This window comes from Paenibacillus caseinilyticus (genome assembly GCF_027533645.1).
Taxonomy (GTDB): domain Bacteria; phylum Bacillota; class Bacilli; order Paenibacillales; family NBRC-103111; genus Paenibacillus_G; species Paenibacillus_G caseinilyticus.
This window is the reverse complement of sequence record NZ_JAQAGY010000003.1, coordinates 23,847-45,437: the sequence shown is the minus strand read 5'-3', so window position 1 is coordinate 45,437 and position 21,591 is coordinate 23,847. Positions and strand designations below refer to the sequence as shown.

The following is a 21,591-nucleotide window of genomic DNA, read 5'->3' as shown; positions in this document are numbered from 1 at the left end:
TTTTCGTATTCCTATACCGCCTTCTTCTGCTCTGCTTGCTTACCCAGCGGGACGGCCGCCCGCGTCGCATAATGAAGAAAAATAAGAGGAGGCTGCCGGCGTACAGGCACTTCTGGGCATTCACCCACATAAAATGGTACTAATCTCTAGCGGAGGCTGCCGCATCCGTTTTGCCCCGCAGTGCTTGCAAAACCTTGAGGGGGTGCCTGAAGTGCCTGGATTTTTTACTGCTGTTGCTTTGTTCATCAAAGAATTGATGCTGCTCGTCTCCTATGTCAAAAACAATGCTTTCCCCCAGCCCCTGGCGGAGGATGATGAGGAAAAGCACCTGCGGCTCATGGCCCAGGGCAATCAGCATTCCCGCAACCTGCTTATCGAACACAACCTTCGGCTGGTCGCGCATATCGTGAAGAAATTCGACAACACTGGAGAGGACCTGGAGGATCTCATATCCATCGGCACCATCGGACTGATCAAGGCGATCGAATCGTTCTCCCCGGACAAAGGCACGAAGCTTGCTACCTTCGCGGCGCGCTGTATCGAGAACGAAATTCTGATGCATCTGCGCTCGCTGAAGAAGACGCGCAAGGACGTGTCGCTGCATGATCCGATCGGGACGGATAAGGAAGGCAACGAGATCACGCTGATCGATATCCTCGGCTCGGATCATGACGATGTCCTGGAGAAGGTGCAGCTCAAGATCGAGAAGAGCAAGATCTACAAAAACCTCGACATCCTTGACGAGCGGGAGCGGGAAGTGGTCGTCGGCCGCTTCGGCCTCGAAGCGGGCGGGGAAGAGAGGACGCAGCGGGAGATCGCCAAGGAGCTCGGGATTTCGCGGAGCTATGTGTCGCGGATCGAGAAGCGGGCGCTGATGAAGCTGTATCACGAATTTTATAAGGCGAAGCGGTAAGGGGGATTAGGTTACAGACTGTACTGGGATGATGCATGCTAAAGAACAGAACCTTCTTTAATAACCCTGATTATCGAGCAGGGAATTTAAAGGAGGTTTTATTGTTTGCTGTTGTCGGACAACTTGCCGATCGTCAGACCCATAGCCGTGCTGACCTTGACGCTCCGGGCAAGGGAAAGATAACATGAGAACATATTATAAAGGAAGGATGTGGAGTAGTGATCTGTACGCGCAGGTTGTACGCATGCTGATAAATCTATAACACCCAACAAGGGAGGTACCCGTATGTTCAAAATTCAAGCTTTGAGCCTTATTCAAAGGAGGCTCAAACTCCTTACATCTTTTGCGCTTGCGATTCTTATGCTTGGCATGTCTGTTATGCCTGCATCCGCCGCAGCTCCTGCAAAAACGGTAAACGCTGCAGCAACACTCGCCTTCAATCTCAAAGGACTTAAACACAACGTGGCGGTCCAGAAAGCTTACATCGCTTCGAAGTATGTTTATGTTACGCAGCGGTCTGGGGGAACATGCTATCTATCCCGATTGCTCATAAACGGAAATAACGCAACGTACGTGGATGAAATGACCCTCACCAATACAGGACATTGCCAAACCCTCGACATGTATACTTACAATGGAATCAATTATTTTTATTTTAGTTCCAAGGCGGACCCTTCAACCACCTATCGTTGGTCGCTTCAGGTAGCAAGACTTCAATATTCTCCAGGCAAGACGGTTGATTATACCGACCTGCATCGGCTCACTTATATGAATTACGCCAATACGGGCGGTACAAGATTAGGTGAAACCTACCGTGTGGATGGCGGCGGCAACAGTACCTATACTCTATTTCGCGTACAGACCGCAGAAGGATCGGTAACCTGGACCATTTACGACACGGTGGCATTAAATAAACTTCTCGACAGCAATGATCAGGTACGACTGGACAGCGCGGCGGCGGTCAACGCAGCCGTTACCAGCTTTACACAGTCAGGCAGTGATATCATTAGACCGAACGGATCTTTCCAGGGGCTTGATCTGCTTGGTAAAACGGACATCTATACGTCAGGCGGTGCGGAAGGCCAAGTTCCGCAGATTGCTAAGATGACAAGCACAGGAGCCTACAAAACGCTGGTGAAAATTACAAATGTGGGAACTCATGAAATCGAGGGAGTACAGACGAAAGACGATAACGTTTATTTTACGATCGTTACAGACCCGGTAAATAAACAAAATACGCAGAAGATTTATTACGTTCCCGATAGCATATTTTGAAGCAACATGCCGCTGATAGGAAATCATCAAGTTCTTGCCATGAACGGCCGCGTAAATCGCGGCTTTTTTTTACTATTTGTTGGGGTCAAGTCAGTGAACGTACAGCATACGGAGCGCCTAGTCTTTAGGCGGTCTTTTTTGTCTGGAACGGGATTCTCCCATAACCGCCTTCAGGTACGGGATAGCTGCACCTATAGTAGACGAAGACCCCATCCAAGGGGCAGCTTGCCGAGGTTAAACGAGTACGATGCCGATGCAAAAGATGATCATCCTGGCGGAGAAAGCCCATGGCATCAGGCCTCGGCGATGCTGTGCGATTGGTTGCGCGCGTACTATTGCCTGTCAGGCCCTTGTCTTTTATGATCGATTTTGTAAGCGCTATCCCGGGTGCGGCGAACAACAACAAAAGGAGGGGAATGGATGAAGCGGCATTATGATGTTCAGCTGGCTGCGGTTTCTGCCATAAAGACAAAACGCTTCCCGGCGGGACGACAGATCCTAAGAGACAAATGGTTGTATATCCTTCTGGTCCCGGGCATGCTGTACTTTCTATTATTCAAGTACGTGCCCATGTTCGGATTAGCCATTGCCTTCCAGGACTACAAGCCGCATATCGGCTTTTTGGACAGTCCCTGGGTAGGGTTGAAGCATTTCGAACGGTTCTTCACCGAGCCGCAGTTCTGGATGCTGTTCCGGAATACGTTTGTTCTTGCGATGTATAACCTGGTGTTCTTCTTTCCGCTGCCGATCATCCTGGCCTTGATGTTGAATGAGGTGCGCAGGGAAAGGTTCAAGGGCTTCGTTCAGACAATGCTGTACCTGCCGCATTTCGTTTCGTGGGTGGTCGCCGTCGGGATTTTCTATGTGCTGCTTACGACCGAAGGAGGCATCGTCAACGAGATCATCGCCCGGCTTGGCATGGAGAAGATTCCCTTCCTGCTCAGCGAGGAATGGTTCCGGACGATGATCATCAGCCAATCCATCTGGAAGGAAGCCGGATGGGGAACGATCATTTTCCTGGCGGCTCTGTCCGGCGTCGATCTGCAGCTCTACGAGGCGGCACGCATCGATGGGGCAGGCCGCTGGCGGCAGCTCTGGCACGTGACGCTTCCCGCGATCCGGAGCACGATCGTCATCCTGTTCATTCTGCGTCTGGGCAGCTTCCTGGATACCGGCTTCGAGCATATCTTCCTCATGCTGAATTCCGTGAACAGGGAAGTCGGGGAAGTATTCGATACCTACGTCTACCTCAAAGGGTTAACGCAAGCGCAGTACAGCTACAGTGCGGCGGTAGGATTGTTCAAATCGGCGGTGGGTCTTGTCCTGGTACTCGGCGCCAATTGGCTTGCTAAGAAATTCGGTGAAGAGGGCGTCTACTAACGAGAGGGGGAGAATGAAGTGTCAATAGAGAACCGGACGATGGGCAGCAAGGTGTTTCAGGCGGTCAATACCTCCCTGCTGCTGCTCTTTTCGCTGATTACGGTCATTCCGTTCCTGTACATCCTTGCCGTATCGCTGACCTCTCCGGCGGAGGTGGTCAAGGGAGGCTTGATGCTGTTCCCGAAGGAGTTCACACTGGCTGCCTATCGATATATTTTCTCGACGGATACGATGCTGAGAGCGATCCTGATTTCGGTATACATTACGGTGTTCGGAACAGCCATCAATCTGTTCTTCACCTCGATCACGGCATACCCGCTGGCACGCAGCACCCTGAAGGGCAGGCGCACGATCCTGCTACTGGTTCTGATCACGATGCTGTTCAGCGGGGGGATGATTCCGACTTACTTTGTCGTGAAGGCGTTCGGCATGATCAATACGTATTGGTCGCTGATGATCCCCACGGCGATCAGCGCCTTCAATCTGATCGTACTGAAGAACTTCTTCCAGCAGATTCCGGATGGGCTGGAGGACGCGGCGAGAATCGACGGCTGCAGCGATCTCGGGATCCTGTTTCGTATCGTACTGCCCTTATCCCTGCCGGCTATGGCGACTTTCGGCTTGTTCTATGCGGTGGGTCACTGGAACACGTACTTCAACGCCGTCATGTACATCAACGATTCCGTGAAATTTCCGGTTCAGATTGTCCTCCGGCAGATTGTGCTGCTCTCACAGGATCAGATCGGGGACTCCACCACGCAGCAGGATCCAGAGGATTATTTGCCGCAGACGATACGGATGGCTTCGATCGTCATTGCGACGGTGCCGATCTTGCTCGTGTATCCGTTTCTCCAGAAGCACTTTGCGAAGGGCGTTATGCTGGGATCGGTCAAAGGTTAGCCGGTACCGGCTCTCATTCGTTACAATCAAAGGGAGAAGGAGAGGTTTGATATGGAGAGAAAACGTTATGGCCATGGCGCAGCTCTGGTTCTTTCCGTGGCGCTGGCCGCAGGATCACTCGCCGGCTGCAGCAGCGATCAGACGGCAGCTAAAGATTCGGGCAGCCTGTCCAAGGGGGAAGCAGGCGAGGGGCCGCTGGAGATTACGATCGGGACGCCGCAGGTCGGCGAGGCACCCAAAGCGGATAGCGAAGTGGAACGGGCCATCGAGAAATACACGAACACCAAACTAGAGATTCAATGGATTCCGACCGCGGCGTTCGAGGACAAAAAGAACGTCATGATCGCCTCCGGCGATATGCCCAAAGCGTTCAAGCTGACCTTCAATGCGACCACGCTCAGCGCGATCCAATCCGGCTTGTTCTGGGAGATCGGTCCGTATCTGAAGGATTACAAGAATCTGGCCGAGCCGAACCCGATGCATTACGACAACATCAAGGTGGATGGCAAGCTCTACGGACTCCCGCTGTACCGGGACATCGGGAGGGCCGGCCTGACGCACCGCAAAGACTGGTTCGACGGGCTGGGGCTGAAGACTCCGGTGACGATCGACGAATGGTACAGCATGATGAAAACCGTCGCGGAAAAGGATCCCGATAAGAACGGCCAAGCCGACACGTACGGGATGTTTCTCGACAAATCGTATAATGACCCGGTGTCCAGCAGCGCGTTCCTTACCCGGTTCGCGGTCGCTCAAGGAGCTCCGAACAAATGGGGGGTAGTGGACGGCAAGGTCATCCCGGAGTTCATGACGGGGCCTTACCAGGACTCGCTTAACCTGCTGAGGCGGTTATATGCGGAGAAGCTCATCAACCAGGACTTCTCCGTCGTCCAAGCGGCGGATGCCGACAACAAGTGGAATGCCGGCAAAGTGGCGATTCGGGTCAATACCGTGGCCTCCGCCGCGGCTACATCCGCCAATAACCTGAAGAAGGCTGTGCCGGATGCGGTAGTGGACATTGTTCCGTTCGCAGGCCCTGGCGGCAACCGGGTACCGGCGGAGCCGGGGAACAACGGGTTCTTCGTCTTCCCCAAATCGAGCGTGAAGTCGGAGGAGGAGCTGAAGCGTCTGCTGGCCTTCTTCGACAAGCTGCTGGAGCCGGAGATGTCTACGCTGCTCACCCGCGGAATGGAAGGCAAGCATTTCAAGAAAACGGACGACGGGAAAGCGCAGTTCCTCGATCTGAATCTCTTCAACTTGGAGGTGAAGCCGTTCCGCGACAGCCTGCCGTCGTTCGAGGTGACGGGCAAAGGGCTGCCTCTGAAGCTGGATGAACTGCAGGAGAAAGGCTGGAAGGTCGTCTCGGACAACCTGAAGAATGCCGTTCCGAATGTGGCGCTCACGCTAAACTCCAAGACCTACGTGGAGAATGGCTCCGAGCTGGACACGCACATTCGCGACGCCCAGACCAAATACATTATGGGCAAACTCGACGAGGCCGGCTTCCAGGCAGAGCTCGAGGCGTGGAGGAACATGGGCGGAGACAAGGTCATCGAAGAGTTCACGGCAGAATACGCGAAGCTGAAAAAATAGGAGGATGAATCGAATGACAACGATGATCGAACGAACCGCATTTGTGGATGGGGGCTGGGTAGACCCCGAGGGCCGTGTATTGAAGGAGCATTACAGTCCGCTGGACAGCGGGATTCTCGTAGGACGCAGCTTGCAGCTGACCGCGGCGGATGTCGACCTGGCGGTTCAGGCCGCGGGGCGCGCGCTTCCCGGATGGGCCGGCCTTTCGGGCGCGGAGAGGGGGGCGTATCTGTTCAAGGCTGCGCAGAAGGTCGAAGAGCATGCGGAGGCGCTTGCGGATCTGCTGACCCTGGAGATGGGGAAGCCGATCGGCGAGGCCCGAGGCGAAGTCAACCGGGCGGTGGTGCTGCTGCGTTACTATGCGGGAGAAGGGCTCCGCAGCATCGGGGAAGTGCTGCCGGCGACCGACGGCGTATCCCATCTGTATACCACCCGTGTGCCGCTAGGGGTTGTCGGTCTGATTACACCGTGGAACTTCCCGGCAGCCATCCCGGTCTGGAAGATGGCGCCGGCGCTCATCTTCGGCAACACCGTGATCTGGAAGCCGGCGGAGCATGCAACGATCACCGCATCGTATCTGATGAAGCTGCTCGAAGAAAGCGGGCTGCCGAGCGGGACCGTGCAGCTGGTGAGCGGTTCGGGCTCCGTCGTCGGGCAGCGCATGCTGGAGCATCCGGGCATTACCGGCATCTCCTTCACCGGCTCGGACGCGGTAGGGAAGACGGTGGCACAGGCGGCTTCGGCCCGCCACGCCAAGGTTCAGCTGGAGATGGGCGGGAAGAATGCCAGCGTTGTGCTGGCCGATGCGGATCTCGGCAGGGCGGCGGACACGATCATCAGCGCGGCCATGCGCTCGGCAGGCCAGAAGTGCACGGCCACCAGCCGCGTGATCGTGGAGAAATCGGTCAAGGCGGAGCTTACGGCCCTGCTTGTCGAACGTGCCCAGCGCATCAAGCTGTCCGATCCGCGGGAGGGCGATTGCTATCTCGGCCCGGTGATCTCGAAGCGCCAGTATGACAGCATCCTTGGCATGGTGCAGCAGGGGATCCGGGAAGGGGCAAGGCTGCTGGCCGGGGGCAGTGCGAGAACGGAAGGAGACTTCGGGAAGGGCTATTATATCGAGCCGACGATCTTGGATGGAGTGGACCCGGACAGCCTGCTCGCACAGGAGGAAATCTTCGGCCCGGTGCTGGTCATTCTGGAAGCGGACGATCTGGAGCATGCGATCGGGCTCGCCAACCAGGTCCGGTACGGCCTCGCAGCGGCTCTATTCACCCAGAGCCAGAAGAGCATCCACCGCTTTGTGAACGGGATCGAAGCGGGCTTGATCAAGATCAACGGGGAGACAGCGGGTGTGGAGCCGCAGGCGCCGTTCGGCGGCATGAAGCTGTCGAGCTCCTATTCCCGGGAGCAGGGAAGAGCGGCCATTGAATTTTTTACGCAGGTCAAGACCGTGGTTGTGACACCTTAAGGATATGCCGGCAGAATTCTGGAGAAGGGCAGGGATGGGGAATGAACTATGGTGATTTCAGCAAACGCTTGGAAACGATCTCAGCCATTCATATCACACCGTTCGACGAAGTTACCGGTGAGATCGATTGGAAAGGCCTGGAGGCCAACATCGAATTTCTGCTCGCCAGCGGCTCCGAGGTCATTGTGACATGCGGCAATACAGGCGAATTCTACGCGCTGACGCTGGAGGAGGCGAAGGAAGTAACAGAGCGGGTCGTCGCGCAGGTGAAGGGGCGGGCGATCGTCATGGCCGGGATCGGTTACTCGGCGGACACCGCTATTGAGCTCGGCAGGCATGCCCAGCAGGCCGGGGCCGATTGCGTCATGATCCATCAGCCCATTCATCCCTATATTACGACGGATGGGGCGGTCTCTTACTTTCGGAAGATTATGGAGAGCCTCGACATCCCGTCGACGCTGTATCTGAAGGATGCTGCGGTCTCCGACGAAATTCTGCTCACCTTGGCTGCGCTCCCTGAGTGTGTCGGCGTGAAGTATGCGATTAACGATCTGCCCCGCTTTACGCATACGGTTCGGCGCATACCGGAGGAGTACGGGATCGCCTGGATCTGCGGCACAGCGGAGAAGTGGGCGCCTTATTTCTTCAATGCCGGAGCCAAGGGTTTCACCTCCGGTCTTGTCAATGTCGTTCCGGGCAAGTCCCATGCCATGCTGAAAGCGCTGCGGGAGGACGACTGGACGACCGTATGGCGGCTGTGGGAGGATATTCTGCCCTTCGAGAACCTGCGGGCCAAGTACAACGCCGGGAACAACGTGGTGATCGTCAAGGAAGCGATGGAGCAGCTGGGGCTGCGGGCGGGGGTCACGCGCGAGCCTGTCGATCCGCTCAGCGAATCGGATAAGAAGGAAGTCACGGCCCTGCTGGCGCAGTGGGGACTGCTGAAGGCACAAGAGGAGGCTGTTCAATGAAAATCACAGACATTAGGCTGACGGTAGTCGGCATGCCCCGGCATACCGGATTTGTGAGCAAGCACGTGATCGTCGAGATCGACGCCGATAACGGATTGACCGGGATCGGAGAGATGTCCGATTTCTCCCATCTGCCTTATTACTCGCTTGATATCCATGACCTGCTTACGGTACTGAAGTCCGCCCTGCTCGGGACGAGTCCGTTTGATATTTCGCTTAGCAACAAAGTGCTCGGGAGCTATTACCCTGAGGCGATGTTTTATTACGAGAAGGGCAACTTCATCCGGAACGGGATCGATACCGCGCTTCATGACCTCTGCGCCAAAGCGCTCGGCATCTCGGTGTCCGAGCTGCTGGGCGGCCGAATCCGGGAGAAGATCAAGGTCTGCTTCCCGATCTTCCGGCACCGCTTCATGGAAGAGGTCGAGGAGAATGTGGCTGTCGTCCGCAGCCGGCTGGCGCAGGGCTTCGATACGTTCCGGCTGTATGTCGGCAAGAATCTGGATGCCGATGAGGCGTTCATGGACCGGGTACGGACGGAGTTCGGCAGCCGGGTTACGATCAAATCGCTGGATTTCAGCCATCTGCTCGAATGGAAGCTGGCGCTGCAGGCCGCCAAGCGGTTTCGCCAGTACGATTTTCAGCTCATCGAGAGTCCGGCCGTCCAGAACGACTTCGAAGGGCTCTGCCATTTCCGGTTGAAGGCCGATCATCCGGTCAGCGAGCATGTGTGGAGCTTCCGGCAGCAGTACGAGATGATCCGGCAGGACTCCGTCGACATCTTCAACATTTCGCCGATCTTCATCGGAGGGTTGACCAGCGCGAGGAAGGCCGCGGCGGCTGCGGAGATCGCGGGGAAATCCTGCCTGATCGGAACGACGCAGGAGCTGTCGGTCGGGACGGCCTCCATGGCACATCTGGGCAGCACGCTGGTTAACCTGAACTACACCTCGGATCCGACCGGACCGGAATTATATGTCGGGGATATCGTGAAGCACCCGGTTCAGTATCAGGACGGATACCTGCTTGTGCCGGGCCGCGGCCAATCGGGATTGGGCGTGGAGCTCGACTGGGAGCGGATCGGGAAGTACCAGGTGGATGATCTCAGCTGGGGGACGATTTCGGTGCATCAGCTTCAGGATCGTACGGCCCAAACGAAAGCGTAATCTTTCGAACGATTTGATATAATGATAACCGGGGAGCCCCTGTTTCGGTCCTTCCCGGTTCCTTTGTTTGGATGATCCGCATTCGATGATCCGCATGAAGTCAGAGGGGAGGAGGTTATCCATTGCCCAGATACTTGTATCGATTGGTCGTGTTCACCTTATTGTTAGTCGCTGCACCGGTCATTTCCATTGGGATGATTTCTTACTATATCGCCTCCAAGGATACCGAGAAGAAGGTTAACGAAGGCAATACGCATATGCTGCTTCAGAATCAGATGAGAATCGAGCAAGTATTGAAGAATGTGGAGATGGGTGCCGTCCAATATTTGAATTCCTCTCTGGTCACCGATCATTTGTATGATGAGTTGACGCCTGACGATTTCGTTACGATCACAAGTCTGGCCAAGGGCTTGTATAATCTCCACTCGCTGTCCGGTGTAGCGGATACGCACCTGGTGAACCTGGAGCATGACTGGATGATCAGCAATCTCGGCTTCACGGGGGTGCGGGATTATCTGGACCCGGAGGTGCTGAGGAAGTACAGCAATAATCCCCCAAATCTGTATTGGCTGGCCGGCGGCACCGGGAGGAAGGGCGGGAGCATGGAGGAGGGAGTTCCTGAACGGGAATCCGTCCGTATGGTCGTCAAGCTGCCCATGATCGCGCCCTCGAGCCAACCGAGAGCGCTGCTCATCATCGACATGGATGTTCAGAAGCTGGAGAGCGATATGACGCCGAACGAGCAGTGGGGCAACATGGTTGTGCTGAACCGCGAAGGGCTGCCGTTCCTGACGAATCCGGGCTCGGTGAATCTGACGGACAAGGCTTTACTGCACTTGAAAACGCTTACGGATACCGGAGGTTATTTCGAAATGGATGGCATGGCGGTGAATTACCGGGTATCTCCTTATAACCAGTGGACGTATACATCCATCAACTCGATCGAATCGATAACGAAGGAATCGAGGAAAATTGCCGTCATTACGCTCAACGCCTGCCTGGTCATTTTTGTTATTATTGCGGCCGGCGCTTACTATGGATCCAGGCGGATGTACTCTCCGTTCCGCCGTCTGCTGATCATGATGGAACGATACAGCGGCGAGGCGGGGGGACCCCGGAAGCAGGATGAGTTCGCCTATATCGAAGACCGGTTCAATTCGCTCTTTAGTACGCGCAAGCAGCTGCAGAGCCAGCTTCAGGGCCAGCGGGGGCAGATGAAGGAGTTTTTTCTGCTAAAGCTGCTCATGGGGCAGATGACTGAAAGTGAATTTACCTACAAGAGTGAATCGTACGGATTCGCGGAAAAAGGAAAATCGATGGGGGTGCTGACCCTGCAAATCGACTCGCTTCATGAAACCCGGTTTACGGAGAACGATAAGGAGCTCCTGCTGTTCGCCATCCATAACATGGTTGGCGAGCTCATTCCTTCTTCGCGAATGCTGGGCCACCTGCTCCTGGACCAGTCCCAGATCTCGATCTTGATCAGCGATTCCGATGACCCGGATGCGTGCAAAGCCCTCTTTTATGAGACCGCCGCTTTGATCAAAATAAAAGTATTCGAACTGCTGCAACTGAAAGTCAGCATCGGCATCAGCCGGAGCTTCACCCGGTATACAGGCGCGAACCATGCGTACATGGAGGCCTTGGAGGCGTTGAAACGAAGAATCCGTCTCGGTAACGACATCATCCTGCATTATGAGGATATGAAACTGGGCTCTGGACAGCGGGATAACGCGTTTGTGCCCTTGGAGCATTTTGAGGATGCTGTCATTCACGCGATGAAAACCGGCGATACCGTCTCTACGGAAACCCAATTGGACCGTTATATCGAGATGCTCATGGAGAAAGAAATCGGCTTCAATGATTTTCAGCTGGTCATGCTTCAGCTCATCAACCGGGTAGGCCGGCTGGTGAACGAGCAGGAGGGTTCGGTGCACAGTCTCGTGCGCAACCAATCGATTCTGAACCGGTTCGTCAAGCTGCACACCGTGGCGGAGATCAGGGACTGGTTCAAGCAGGAGTTTCTGCCGCCAACGCTTGCTTATATGAAGGAACGCGTTGATAACCAATATATCAACATCGCCCATGAGATGGTTCAGCTCATCCACGAAGAGTACGACCGGGACATTACGCTGGAAGCATGCGCCGAGCGGCTCCAGTACCACCCTGTTTATGTAAGCCGCGTGTTCAAGAAGGAGATCGGTGTCACGTTCATCGACTATCTGACGGACTACCGGATGAAGATGGCGAAGTCGTGGCTGGAGAACACGGACCTCAAGATTACCGAAATCGCCGGGCGTCTCAATTATACGAATTCGACGGGCTTTATCCGCACATTCCGAAAGCTGACCGGCATGACCCCAGGGCAGTACCGGGACAGCCGCCCGAACGGATAACCTGAGCGAGCACACGTCGTCAGCATACACAAGTGAATACAAGCGGAAGGGAAGCGAATATCCAGTGGCAGTGGCATACCCTAGGGTGGAAAAGTTGAAGATGCAGTACAGGGCGCAGCCGAAGTGGTATTCCGTCCGGTGGCACTATATCGAAAGCTGCATTCTGAAGGCGTATCTGGACAGCTGGGCGCAGACCGGCAGTGAAGACGACTATCGGTTCGCCAAGGAATTCATCGATGGGCTGTATGATGAGCAGGGGAATATTCCCGCTATTGATCCCGGTTATTACAATATCGATCAGCTTCGAATGGCTTGCGTTCTGTTCCCCTTATACGAGCGGGAGCGGGATCCCAAATATAAGCGGGTGATGGACCTGCTGTACCGGCAACTGTCGGAATATCCCAGAACGGACTCGAGGGCATTCTGGCACAAGTCCAATTACCCGTATCAAGTATGGTTAGACGGGCTGTATATGGGGCAGCCGTTCTATGTTCAATATACGAAGCAATATGCCGAGAGTAAAGATTACTCCGACACGCTCGCCCAGTTCAGGGGCGTCCGGAAGAATATTTATAACGACAAGAAGAAGCTGTACAGCCATGCCTACGATGAGAGCAGGCAGATGTTCTGGAGCGACCCGGACACCGGCCAGTCTCCGAATGTATGGGGGCGTGCGGTCGGCTGGTATGTGATGGCCCTCGTGGACGTGCTGGAGCTGCTGGAGGGCGAGGAGGCCGACGCCCGATTCCTGCAGCAGCTCCTGCAGGAAACCGTAGACGGCATGCTGCCGCATCAGCACAGCGAAGGGATGTGGTATCAGGTGGTCGACCGGGCCGATCACCCGGATAACTATCTCGAGAGCAGCGGCACGCTGATGATGGCTTACGCGATCCTCAAAGGGGTGCGCCTCGGTTGTTTGCCGGGTGAATACGGCGTGCAGGGGAAGAAGGCATTCGACGGTACGGTCAGCCGTTACTTGCGGGAGGAGGAGGGTGAAGTGCTGCTCGGCGGGATCTGCCGGAGCGCGGGGCTCGGCACCCATCCCGATACTGGAGTCGTCCGGGACGGCAGCGTGGATTATTATCTTCATGGCGAGAAGATCGTGGACAATAACGGCCACGGCGTGGCGCCGCTGCTCATGGCGTACAACGAAATCAAGCAGCTTCGGAATCCGGAGCGGTCCCGGGTCAAGGATCGTGAAGCGTGCGCGGATGAGGCTGCATCCTGAGGTTGACCAATCGATAACGGTGAGAGGCAGGCAGGCGTCCCGGACAGCGTGCGCCTGTCTTCTTTTCTGTTCCCAAGGATGGGCCGAGAGGCAGTTGATCCTATAGAATAGTTCGTAGTAATCGATGGTAGAGCAGGCCAAGCTGCTGCGTGGGTCCCTTTAAATTTTCATAAAAGCGGTTTCAATAAGCCTCTTGACAATATGAGGGGGGCGAGGGTAAAATTTACTCCAATGAAACCCCTTTCATTATAGGTCCGTATTTCAGATGGACTGGTTCCAACGCAGTCGCAGTTTTCCGATACCTTTTGATGCAGGCGGTGATAGCAGCGGAATTTCGTGCCCATAACGATAGACCATCTCTTTTTTTATGGATTATGAAACCCATTTCATGAAATCGGTTTCAAAAATTATGTCGAAGGGGGAAACCTAATGAATCGTGCGTTTGCGGAGCAGTCGGTGCCGCCCGCTCTGACCAGACAGAATCAATTCTCATTTTGGAGGAAGCTGCGGAATAACCGGACGCTGCTCATCATGTGCGTACCGGCCATCCTGTTCTTCATTCTGTTCTCCTATCTGCCGATGCCGGGCCTGTATCTGGCATTCATTAACTACAATTATTCCGAAGGCATCTTCGGCAGTGAATTCATCGGCCTCGACAATTTCAAGTTTCTGGTTTCGTCGGGGGACCTGTGGAGGCTAACCTTCAATACCGTGGCCTACAATCTCGCCTTTATCCTGCTCGGGAACGGCCTTCAGATCTTCGTGGCCATCATGCTTAATGAGCTGCGGAACAAATATTTCAAGAAGGTTTCCCAGACCCTTATGTTTCTTCCTCATTTTATTTCGGCGGTCCTGATCGGTCTGATCGCTTATAACATATTGAGCTATGACTACGGTCTGCTCAACAGCATGCTGAAGTCGGTCGGGATGGAACCGCTCAAGACCTACTCGAACCCGGGCATTTGGCCTTACATCATCATTCTTACCTATCTGTGGCAGTCCACAGGATACGGTTCCATCGTGTATTTTGCCGCCATCATGGGACTCGACTCCGAGATCGTGGAAGCGGCGGAGATCGACGGGGCGAACGGCTTTCAGCGGATCCGGTACATCATTCTCCCGTGGCTGAAGCCGACCTTCATTATCCTGCTGCTGTTCTCCCTGGGCGGAGTGCTTAGAGGCAACTTCGGCTTGTTCTATAACCTCGTCGGGGCCAATAACACCATGCTGTACAGCACGACGGATATTATCGAGACCTTCGTCTTCCGCTCCTTGATGAACAATTTCAACTTCTCCATGGGCAGTGCCGTAAGCTTGTACCAGTCCTTGTTCGGCTTCGCCTTCGTGCTGACCGCCAACTGGCTGGTGAAGAAGTTCTCGCCCGATAATTCCTTATTCTAAAAGGAGGTTCAGCCGTGCAAGCTTCCATGAATGTCAGGCATACGGACCGTTCATCCCTGATCATCCGGGTCATCTCCTATGTGCTTATCGCCCTGCTGGCGGTATGCTGTCTGCTCCCCTTCGTGCTGATCGTGGCCACCTCGCTTACCTCGGAAGCCTCCATCATCAAGAACGGATTCAATCTGTGGCCCAATGAATTCAGCACCTACGCTTATAAGATCGTCTTCGAGAATCCGGACCTCATCATCGGATCGTATATCGTCACCCTGGGCATTACGGTGGTCGGAACGGCGGCAGGTTTGTTCCTGGTCGCGATGACAGGGTATGCGCTGCAGAGGCCCGACTTTCACTTCCGGAACAAGATCTCCTTCTTCATCTACTTCACGACCCTGTTCTCCGGGGGCATCGTTCCTTTCTATCTGCTCATCACCCAGTATATGCACCTCAAGGACAATTACCTTGCCGTCCTGCTGCCGGGACTGCTGAGCCCTTTCCTGATCATCATGATGAAGAGCTTCACCCAATCGATCCCCCATGCGATTACGGAATCGGCGAAGATCGACGGGGCCGGCGATTTTACCATCTTCACGCGCTTGATTCTGCCGATGTCGACTCCGGCTCTCGCTACGATCGGATTGTTCATCGCCCTGGGGTATTGGAACGAATGGTATAACTCCATGCTGTTCTTATCCCCGGATATGAAGTACAGGCCGCTGCAGCTGTTCCTGTACAATGTGGTCACCTCGGCGGACTTCATACGCAATTCCGCCGCTGCTTCCAACGTGCCTCTCCGGGATGTGCCTCTGGAGTCCATGAAGATGGCTACGGCCGTAGTCGCTACGGGGCCGGTGATCCTGTTCTACCCGTTCGTTCAGCGGTATTTCATCCAGGGCATCACGGTAGGGGCGGTAAAAGGATAAAAGAATATCCGCGCCTGCTGAAACATAAACGATCCGCATGTCCTGGTCCCATCCGGGAGGGCAGCGGTTTCGCCAAGCACCTGTATCCACAAGCTCGATATCAAAGGGGAGGCAATAACATGGTAACTAGAACCATCGGCAAAACTCTGCTTGCGGCAGTGATGGCAGTCAGCCTGACGGCTTGTTCCGGAGGCGGCGGCTCCGATTCCGGCAAGGCGGCACCGGGCACCGGGGGGGCAGCGGATAACGGGTCCGACACCTCGAAGTTCGAGACGATTACCTACGTCATGCTTGGCGATAAACCGAAGAACGGCCAGGTCGAGAAGGTGCTGGAGAAGATCAATGCCATCATGAAGGACAAGATCAATGCCAAGCTGGAGCTCAAATGGGTAGAGTGGGCCGACTGGCAGACCAAATACAATCTCCTGCTGGCTTCCGGCGAGCCCGTGGATCTGATCACGACGGCTACAGACTGGCTGGATGCTTGGCCGAACGCGCAGAAGGGCGCCTTCCTGCCGCTCGATCAGCTGCTGCCCAAGTATGCGCCGGAGACATGGAAGGAAATCAAACCGGAGGAATGGGATCAAACGAAGTACAAGGATAAGATCTATATGATCCCGGAGAACAGTTATACCCAGTGGGTCAATCACGGGTTCTTCTACCGTGGGGATTGGGCCAAGGAGTTCGGGATTACGGAGCCGATCAAAGATTTTGAAACCTTGGGCAAGTATTTCCAGGGCATCAAGGACAAAAAGCCGGATGTCATTCCATGGGATTCCAACGGAACGAACGGCGAGCATGCCAAAGGCTTCATTCAATCCAAGACGGATGCGATCGAATTGGCGGTGCCGACAGGCTATTTCCCTGTGGTATGGGGCAAATCGTACGACGAAAGATACACCGCGCACAGCCCGATCTTCGACGATACCTTCGTGGACTACGCGAAGATGATGAAAGATTGGGCGGACCGGGGCTACTGGCGGGAGGACGTGCTGAACTACAAGGGCAACGTGAGGGATGAGCTGAAGGCCGGCCAAACGGGCGCGGACCAGCACCACACCCAGACGTTCAGCGGGCTGCGCGTGGAGATGGATACGAAGCAGCCGGGCTCCGAGCTGCAGATGTTCGCCTGGTCCGATACGCGCAATAACCTGATTTCGCAGCCGATTACTCACGGCGCTACCGCGGTCGGGGCGAAGAGCAAGCATCCGGAACGCGCCCTGATGGCCTATGAGCTCATCCGCCAGAACAAGGAAGTGTATTACCTGATGAACTACGGCATCGAAGGGGTGCAGTACGTCATTAAGGACGGCAAGCGTGCCCAGCCGGAAGGCTACGATGCGACGCGTGACAGTTTCTCGTCGAACTTCTGGGGCGGCCGGGTGGACCGCTTCGAGATTCCGAGCGCGACGACCTGGTCCGGCATCACAGAGGTCTACAAGAAATATGACGGGATCAAGAAGCCTTACCCGTACGGCCGGTTCGTGCTCGACAAGTCGAAGATTGACTCGCAGCTGACGGCGATGTCGCAGGTTACTTCCCAGATGGGTCCGGCCATTGCCTACGGCAAAGCGGGAGATCCGGTGAAGGCGGTGGAGGAGCTCCGCAGCAAGCTCAAAGCAGCGGGGTACGATAAGGTAATGGCTGAGGTACAGAGACAGCTCGACGAATACAAGAAGCTGGTCGAAAGCAAATAACCGGATAGATTGCCGGAGGAGAAGGGCTGGTCTTGCTGTTGGGGGACGGCCCTTCTTGTATGGAAGCAGGAAGAGATATAGGAATAGAAACAGGAATAGAACAGAAACAGGGGGCTGGGATGAAACCGATGAATGAGACGAATGCGGTGAATGAATGGAATACGGCCCGTGAGGCAGGACCGAAGGGGACCCTGGAATCGAAGGTCCGCTTTGACGGAGATGCGGTCTATATCGAGGGCACGCCGGTCATCCTGCTGTGCAGCTCCGTCTTCTACTTTCGAATCCCAAGGGGCTTATGGAGGGACCGGCTGCGGAAGGTGAAGGAAGCGGGCTATAACGCCATCGATGTGTACTTCCCGTGGAATCACCATGAGAGGGAGCCAGGGGTATGGGATTTCAGCGGCGAGCGGGATGTCGAAGCTTTCCTGAAGCTGGCGGCTGAAGAGGGCCTATGGGTGGTCGCCCGTCCTGGACCTTATATCTGCTCGGAGTGGGATGGCGGCGCCCTGCCCGCCCATCTGTTCACGGACCGGCAGATGCGGCTGCGGGACAATGACCCGGGCTTCCTGCAGGAAGTGAACCGCTGGTTCGGCCGGATGATGCCCATCCTGAGCCGCTTCGAGCTGGGGAAGGAGGGGACGGTGATCGCCGTACAGCTGGACAATGAGCTCGACTTCTATGACTGCGAGGATCCCGCGGGCTATATATCCGCGCTGCGTGATATGGCCTTGACTTACGGGGTGAACGTTCCGCTCTTTGCCTGCGCGGGCCAAGGAGATCTGTATAAGGCAAGCGGTCATGCGGAGGGCGTCATGCCTACCTGCAATTTCTATCCGAACGACAGAGATCCGGAATTCGAAGATAAGGTGGTCCGCTATGCCGGAGTGCTCCGAGGCCGGGGCTATCCCCTGTGTGTAACGGAGACGAACCGTTCCCACTTCCTGCTGCGCCGTCTGCTCTCGGGCGGAGCCAAGCTGTTAGGCCCCTACCTCCAGACGTCGGGTACGGACTTCGGCTTCACGAACGCGATTAACAATTGGGGGAAGCCGCTCGCTTTCCTGACCTCCGACTATGATTTTCACGGCATGATCACCCCTGAGGGGGGAAGACGCGAGGAGTTCTATGAAGGCAGGCTGCTCGGAGGCCTTCTGCGCTCCATGGGGAGCAGTCTGGCCAAGGCTGCACCTGTCCCAAGCTTCTTCCGTGTGGAGACGGAGCTGACGGTGAGCAGCGGGATGCGCTATGTGTTGGAGCTGGATGGGGGAGGGTACGTGATCGCCCTGCCGAACGTGGATCAAAGGGACGGGAGCATAAGGCTTCATCACGGTGAGCAGGTGATTCCGCAGCATACCGAGTTGAAGCTGGCTGCCGACCGCTGCCCGCTGCTGCTCTATGACTTCCCCTTGGCGCAGTGGGGCGGCAAGGGAAGCATCCGCTATTCAACCGCTGAGGTGACGGCCGTCCGGTCGACGGAGCGGAAGCTGACCCTCGTCTTCACGGCGGAGAGGGATTCCGAGTCGGAGATCGCATGGACCGTGCCGGATGCGGCTGAGGTGGTCGAAGGCGGTGCTGAGGTGTATGGGAATGGACAGGAGCTCGTGCTGTGCTATAGGCAAGGAGTGCAGGGCGCAGCTGTTATTCGCTGCCAGGACGGAAGTATCCTTGCAATCCATGTGCTGGATAGACACCGGGCGTCGAGGCTTCTGGAAATCACGTCAGACGGGGAGCTGCTGTTCGAAGCGGGGGCCGAAACGGAAGCGGCTGCGGCTGGCCAAGGTGAGGAAGCCGGGCCGGCCTCAGAGCCGGTGCCCCTGAGCCTGAGCTGGAAGAAGGCGGGGCTTCCCTCGGGAGGCGCCGGTCTCCCGCAGCAGTGGCTGGAGCTTGGGGATCAGGCCAAGCCTCTGGAGGAAGCAGGCATCTACAGGGGGATGGCGTGGTACGAAGCCAAGCGTGCCGATTCGGTATCGAAGCCGATCCTCGGGGTCCTGCTCCAGGATGCAGGCGATATTCTGAGCGTGTATGCGGAAGGGACATACGCCGGCACCGTCATTCCCGGCGGAGGCCATGCGTACCTCCCGCTGGAACAACCGGCCGAGGTCTCGGATTTGCTGATCCGCGCCGAAATATGGGGCCATACCAACTTCGACGACAGTGTGCTGCCGGGGCTGAGACTGAACTCCCTTAAGGGCTTAAGGCACGCTGTCACCGTCACGAGGCAGCTCAGCCTGGCGTCCCATTGGAACTTTCAGACCTGCGCTCCCAAGCAGGATGGGGAGCCTCTTTCCGCCGGAGACCTGGATAGCGAGTCCTGCTCGATCCAAAGCTGGGGCGGCTGGATGACGACGCGCCTGCCCGAGTCGGGAATCTACTGGAAGAGCTTCACGGCCTCCGCAGACGCGGACCGATGGATGCTTCACGTGCCGGGGGCCGAGTGTGTGGTTCGGGTGTATGTCAACCGGCAGTATGCAGGTGAGGTTGTGCCAGGCCTGCCGTTTGTCGATTTGACCCCATATGTGGAACCCGGAGAGGAAGCGGAAATGGCCCTCTATATGCAGCGTAGCTACCACCAGACGGCAGGCAGGGTGATGCTGTACGAAGGCAGCGATGCCGTACAGTGGCGTGTCGCAGGCTGCCAGGAGGAGCAGCTCTGGCAGGCGTCGGAGGATGCCGCCGGCAGAGCAGCAGTGAGCGAGCTGCCCGTGCAGTTATTGCCCGGGGAATTGGCCTGGCTGCAGACCGACCTGCCGGCGGATTTGGCTGCGAAGTGCCGCAAGGTGCGGTGTGAGGGCAGAGATGTGAAGCTGACCGCCTTTTTTAACGGACATTTGGTGGGGAGGCTGTGGCTAGAGGGCGGCGGCGTACGGCCGCATATGACCGGGGGCGGGCAGGATGTGATCTATTTGCCGGAGCCTTGGTACCAAGCGGGAGACAACCGGCTGTCCCTGCTCGTAGAAGGCATAGGTGAAGATGCGGAGCTTCGGGGGTTTACATGGAAGACTGATTTTTAAAGGAGCTGTATGCTCCCGTTAAGCAGGAGGATGGTTTATGAGCATATTTAACGAAGCTTCTGACGCCGCCCAACCGAAGCCGGGCCTGCGGCTGTCCGACATCCCGGCCCACGATCCCTTCGTGGTGGCGGATGAGGAGAGCGGCATGTATTATTTGTACACGAGCGGCGGACCGCAGATCCACGGGATGGAGAGATACGGGGTGGTGACCTACCGGAGTGCGGATCTTCGGCACTGGGAGGGGCCCTATGTCGTCTTCACGGTGCCGGACGGAATCTGGGCGAATCCCCAGCACGGAACCTGGGCGCCGGAGGTTCATGCATATAAGGGAAGGTACTACCTTTTTGTTACGCTGCACAACAACGACAGGAAGCTCGAGGATTCCCCGCTGATCCCCATGCCGAATCATTGGCGCGGAACGGCGGTGGCGGTGAGCTCCTCGCTCGAAGGGCCGTTCGAACTGCTCCAATCGGAAGGGCCAACCGTACCGTCCTCGCTCATGACACTCGATGGGACGCTGTATATCGATGAGACGGACGGCAGCCCGTGGATGGTCTACTGTCACGAGTGGATCCAGGTGAGGGACGGCACGGTCGAAGCGGTTCCCCTCGAAGAGGATCTGTCTCGGGCGGCCGGGGAGCCGGTCCACCTCTTCAGCGCGTCGGAAGCGCCCTGGGATACGGCGGAACAGACACCCGGCGTAGAGGGGAGCATCTATGTTACGGACGGCTGCCAGCTCTATCGGACCCGGGACGGCCACCTCGTAATGCTGTGGTCCAGCTATGATCAAGGGCAGTATGTGCAGACCCAGGCCCGTTCCGTATCCGGCCGGCTGGAAGGGCCCTGGGAGCAGCTGGAGCCACTCGTCCGGGGAGACAGCGGGCACGGCATGCTGTTCCGCACCTTCGAGGGGGCCCCGATGCTCATCCTCCATCAACCGTTCCAAATGCCGGATTCCCGGTGCAAGCTGTATGACATGAAGGACACGGGAGACCGGTTCCGGGTCGTGACGGCACGGGAGGATCTTCATGGGCCAGTGGAAGATGCTAGGTGAATGAGCGGGGAGGAAAGTCCTTCCCGGCAGATCGGCACGAGGCTGGAGACTTAGACATGACTAGGCATTCCCCATACCAGGCGTTGCCCATCAGGGACGCCTGGTTTTTATCTGTAGAATTAAAATTTCGGGGTGGAGCTTGTTGTCCGCCTTGTTTGGTTCTGGGTAAGGTAGGAGCCAAGAAGAGAGTAGAGATGGAATGGGGATGGGGTGGAAGT

The 21,591-nt window shown here is 56.3% G+C and carries 15 protein-coding genes; all 15 read left to right on the top strand.

The window, feature by feature from the left end; all coding sequences use genetic code 11:
* Window positions 1-211: 211 nt before the first annotated feature.
* Entirely contained in the window at window positions 212-913 is a 702-nt protein-coding gene (sigK, locus tag O9H32_RS05735) for an RNA polymerase sporulation sigma factor SigK (RefSeq protein ID WP_269865385.1), read from the top strand.
* A 285-nt stretch (window positions 914-1,198) separates the two neighbouring features.
* Complete coding sequence (locus O9H32_RS05730) at window positions 1,199-2,188, top strand: helveticin J family class III bacteriocin (RefSeq protein WP_269864931.1); 990 nt, start codon at window positions 1,199-1,201, stop codon at window positions 2,186-2,188.
* 420 nt (window positions 2,189-2,608) lie between these two features.
* Window positions 2,609-3,568 carry an ABC transporter permease gene (locus O9H32_RS05725; RefSeq protein ID WP_269864930.1) on the top strand — a complete coding sequence of 320 codons (960 nt, stop codon included), beginning with the start codon at window positions 2,609-2,611 and terminating at the stop codon, window positions 3,566-3,568.
* A 39-nt stretch (window positions 3,569-3,607) separates the two neighbouring features.
* Window positions 3,608-4,468: a carbohydrate ABC transporter permease gene (locus O9H32_RS05720; RefSeq protein WP_406627268.1), complete on the top strand. Its 861-nt coding sequence runs from the start codon at window positions 3,608-3,610 to the stop codon at window positions 4,466-4,468.
* 51 nt (window positions 4,469-4,519) lie between these two features.
* Entirely contained in the window at window positions 4,520-6,061 is a 1,542-nt protein-coding gene (locus O9H32_RS05715; protein ID WP_269864928.1) for an extracellular solute-binding protein, read from the top strand.
* 13 nt (window positions 6,062-6,074) lie between these two features.
* A complete protein-coding gene (locus O9H32_RS05710) occupies window positions 6,075-7,532 on the top strand; it encodes an aldehyde dehydrogenase family protein (protein ID WP_269864927.1) in 1,458 nt (485 codons plus the stop codon).
* Window positions 7,533-7,573: 41 nt separating this feature from the next.
* On the top strand, window positions 7,574-8,503 hold the full coding sequence (locus tag O9H32_RS05705) for a dihydrodipicolinate synthase family protein (protein WP_269864926.1): 930 nt from the start codon (window positions 7,574-7,576) through the stop codon (window positions 8,501-8,503).
* The gene (locus tag O9H32_RS05700) at window positions 8,500-9,669 is read left to right on the top strand and encodes a mandelate racemase/muconate lactonizing enzyme family protein (protein WP_269864925.1); all 1,170 of its coding nucleotides are present in this window, start codon (window positions 8,500-8,502) and stop codon (window positions 9,667-9,669) included. The genes O9H32_RS05705 and O9H32_RS05700 overlap by 4 nt, the downstream gene beginning before the upstream one ends.
* Before the next feature lie 122 nt (window positions 9,670-9,791).
* The gene (locus tag O9H32_RS05695; protein WP_269864924.1) at window positions 9,792-12,065 is read left to right on the top strand and encodes a helix-turn-helix domain-containing protein; all 2,274 of its coding nucleotides are present in this window, start codon (window positions 9,792-9,794) and stop codon (window positions 12,063-12,065) included.
* Between the two features lie 85 nt (window positions 12,066-12,150).
* Window positions 12,151-13,293, top strand: a complete 1,143-nt coding sequence (locus tag O9H32_RS05690) for a glycoside hydrolase family 88/105 protein (protein WP_269864923.1) — start codon at window positions 12,151-12,153, stop codon at window positions 13,291-13,293.
* Window positions 13,294-13,722: 429 nt separating this feature from the next.
* Window positions 13,723-14,694, top strand: a complete 972-nt coding sequence (locus O9H32_RS05685; protein WP_269864922.1) for an ABC transporter permease — start codon at window positions 13,723-13,725, stop codon at window positions 14,692-14,694.
* A gap of 14 nt (window positions 14,695-14,708) precedes the next feature.
* The gene (locus O9H32_RS05680) at window positions 14,709-15,614 is read left to right on the top strand and encodes a carbohydrate ABC transporter permease (protein ID WP_269864920.1); all 906 of its coding nucleotides are present in this window, start codon (window positions 14,709-14,711) and stop codon (window positions 15,612-15,614) included.
* A gap of 119 nt (window positions 15,615-15,733) precedes the next feature.
* A complete protein-coding gene (locus O9H32_RS05675) occupies window positions 15,734-17,311 on the top strand; it encodes an ABC transporter substrate-binding protein (protein WP_269864919.1) in 1,578 nt (525 codons plus the stop codon).
* Between the two features lie 119 nt (window positions 17,312-17,430).
* Window positions 17,431-20,319: a beta-galactosidase gene (locus O9H32_RS05670; protein ID WP_269864918.1), complete on the top strand. Its 2,889-nt coding sequence runs from the start codon at window positions 17,431-17,433 to the stop codon at window positions 20,317-20,319.
* 37 nt (window positions 20,320-20,356) lie between these two features.
* On the top strand, window positions 20,357-21,373 hold the full coding sequence (locus O9H32_RS05665) for a glycoside hydrolase family 43 protein (protein ID WP_269864917.1): 1,017 nt from the start codon (window positions 20,357-20,359) through the stop codon (window positions 21,371-21,373).
* Window positions 21,374-21,591 lie beyond the last annotated feature (218 nt).

Bases quoted from the DNA above. Each gene is read 5' to 3' on its own strand.
- O9H32_RS05730 (WP_269864931.1), top strand. From the start codon at position 1,199: ATGTTCAAAATTCAAGCTTTGAGCCTTATTCAAAGGAGGCTCAAACTC.
- O9H32_RS05725 (WP_269864930.1), top strand. From the start codon at position 2,609: ATGAAGCGGCATTATGATGTTCAGCTGGCTGCGGTTTCTGCCATAAAG.
- O9H32_RS05720 (WP_406627268.1), top strand. From the start codon at position 3,608: ATGGGCAGCAAGGTGTTTCAGGCGGTCAATACCTCCCTGCTGCTGCTC.
- O9H32_RS05715 (WP_269864928.1), top strand. From the start codon at position 4,520: ATGGAGAGAAAACGTTATGGCCATGGCGCAGCTCTGGTTCTTTCCGTG.
- O9H32_RS05710 (WP_269864927.1), top strand. From the start codon at position 6,075: ATGACAACGATGATCGAACGAACCGCATTTGTGGATGGGGGCTGGGTA.
- O9H32_RS05705 (WP_269864926.1), top strand. From the start codon at position 7,574: ATGAACTATGGTGATTTCAGCAAACGCTTGGAAACGATCTCAGCCATT.
- O9H32_RS05700 (WP_269864925.1), top strand. From the start codon at position 8,500: ATGAAAATCACAGACATTAGGCTGACGGTAGTCGGCATGCCCCGGCAT.
- O9H32_RS05685 (WP_269864922.1), top strand. From the start codon at position 13,723: ATGAATCGTGCGTTTGCGGAGCAGTCGGTGCCGCCCGCTCTGACCAGA.
- O9H32_RS05675 (WP_269864919.1), top strand. From the start codon at position 15,734: ATGGTAACTAGAACCATCGGCAAAACTCTGCTTGCGGCAGTGATGGCA.
- O9H32_RS05670 (WP_269864918.1), top strand. From the start codon at position 17,431: ATGAAACCGATGAATGAGACGAATGCGGTGAATGAATGGAATACGGCC.
- O9H32_RS05665 (WP_269864917.1), top strand. From the start codon at position 20,357: ATGAGCATATTTAACGAAGCTTCTGACGCCGCCCAACCGAAGCCGGGC.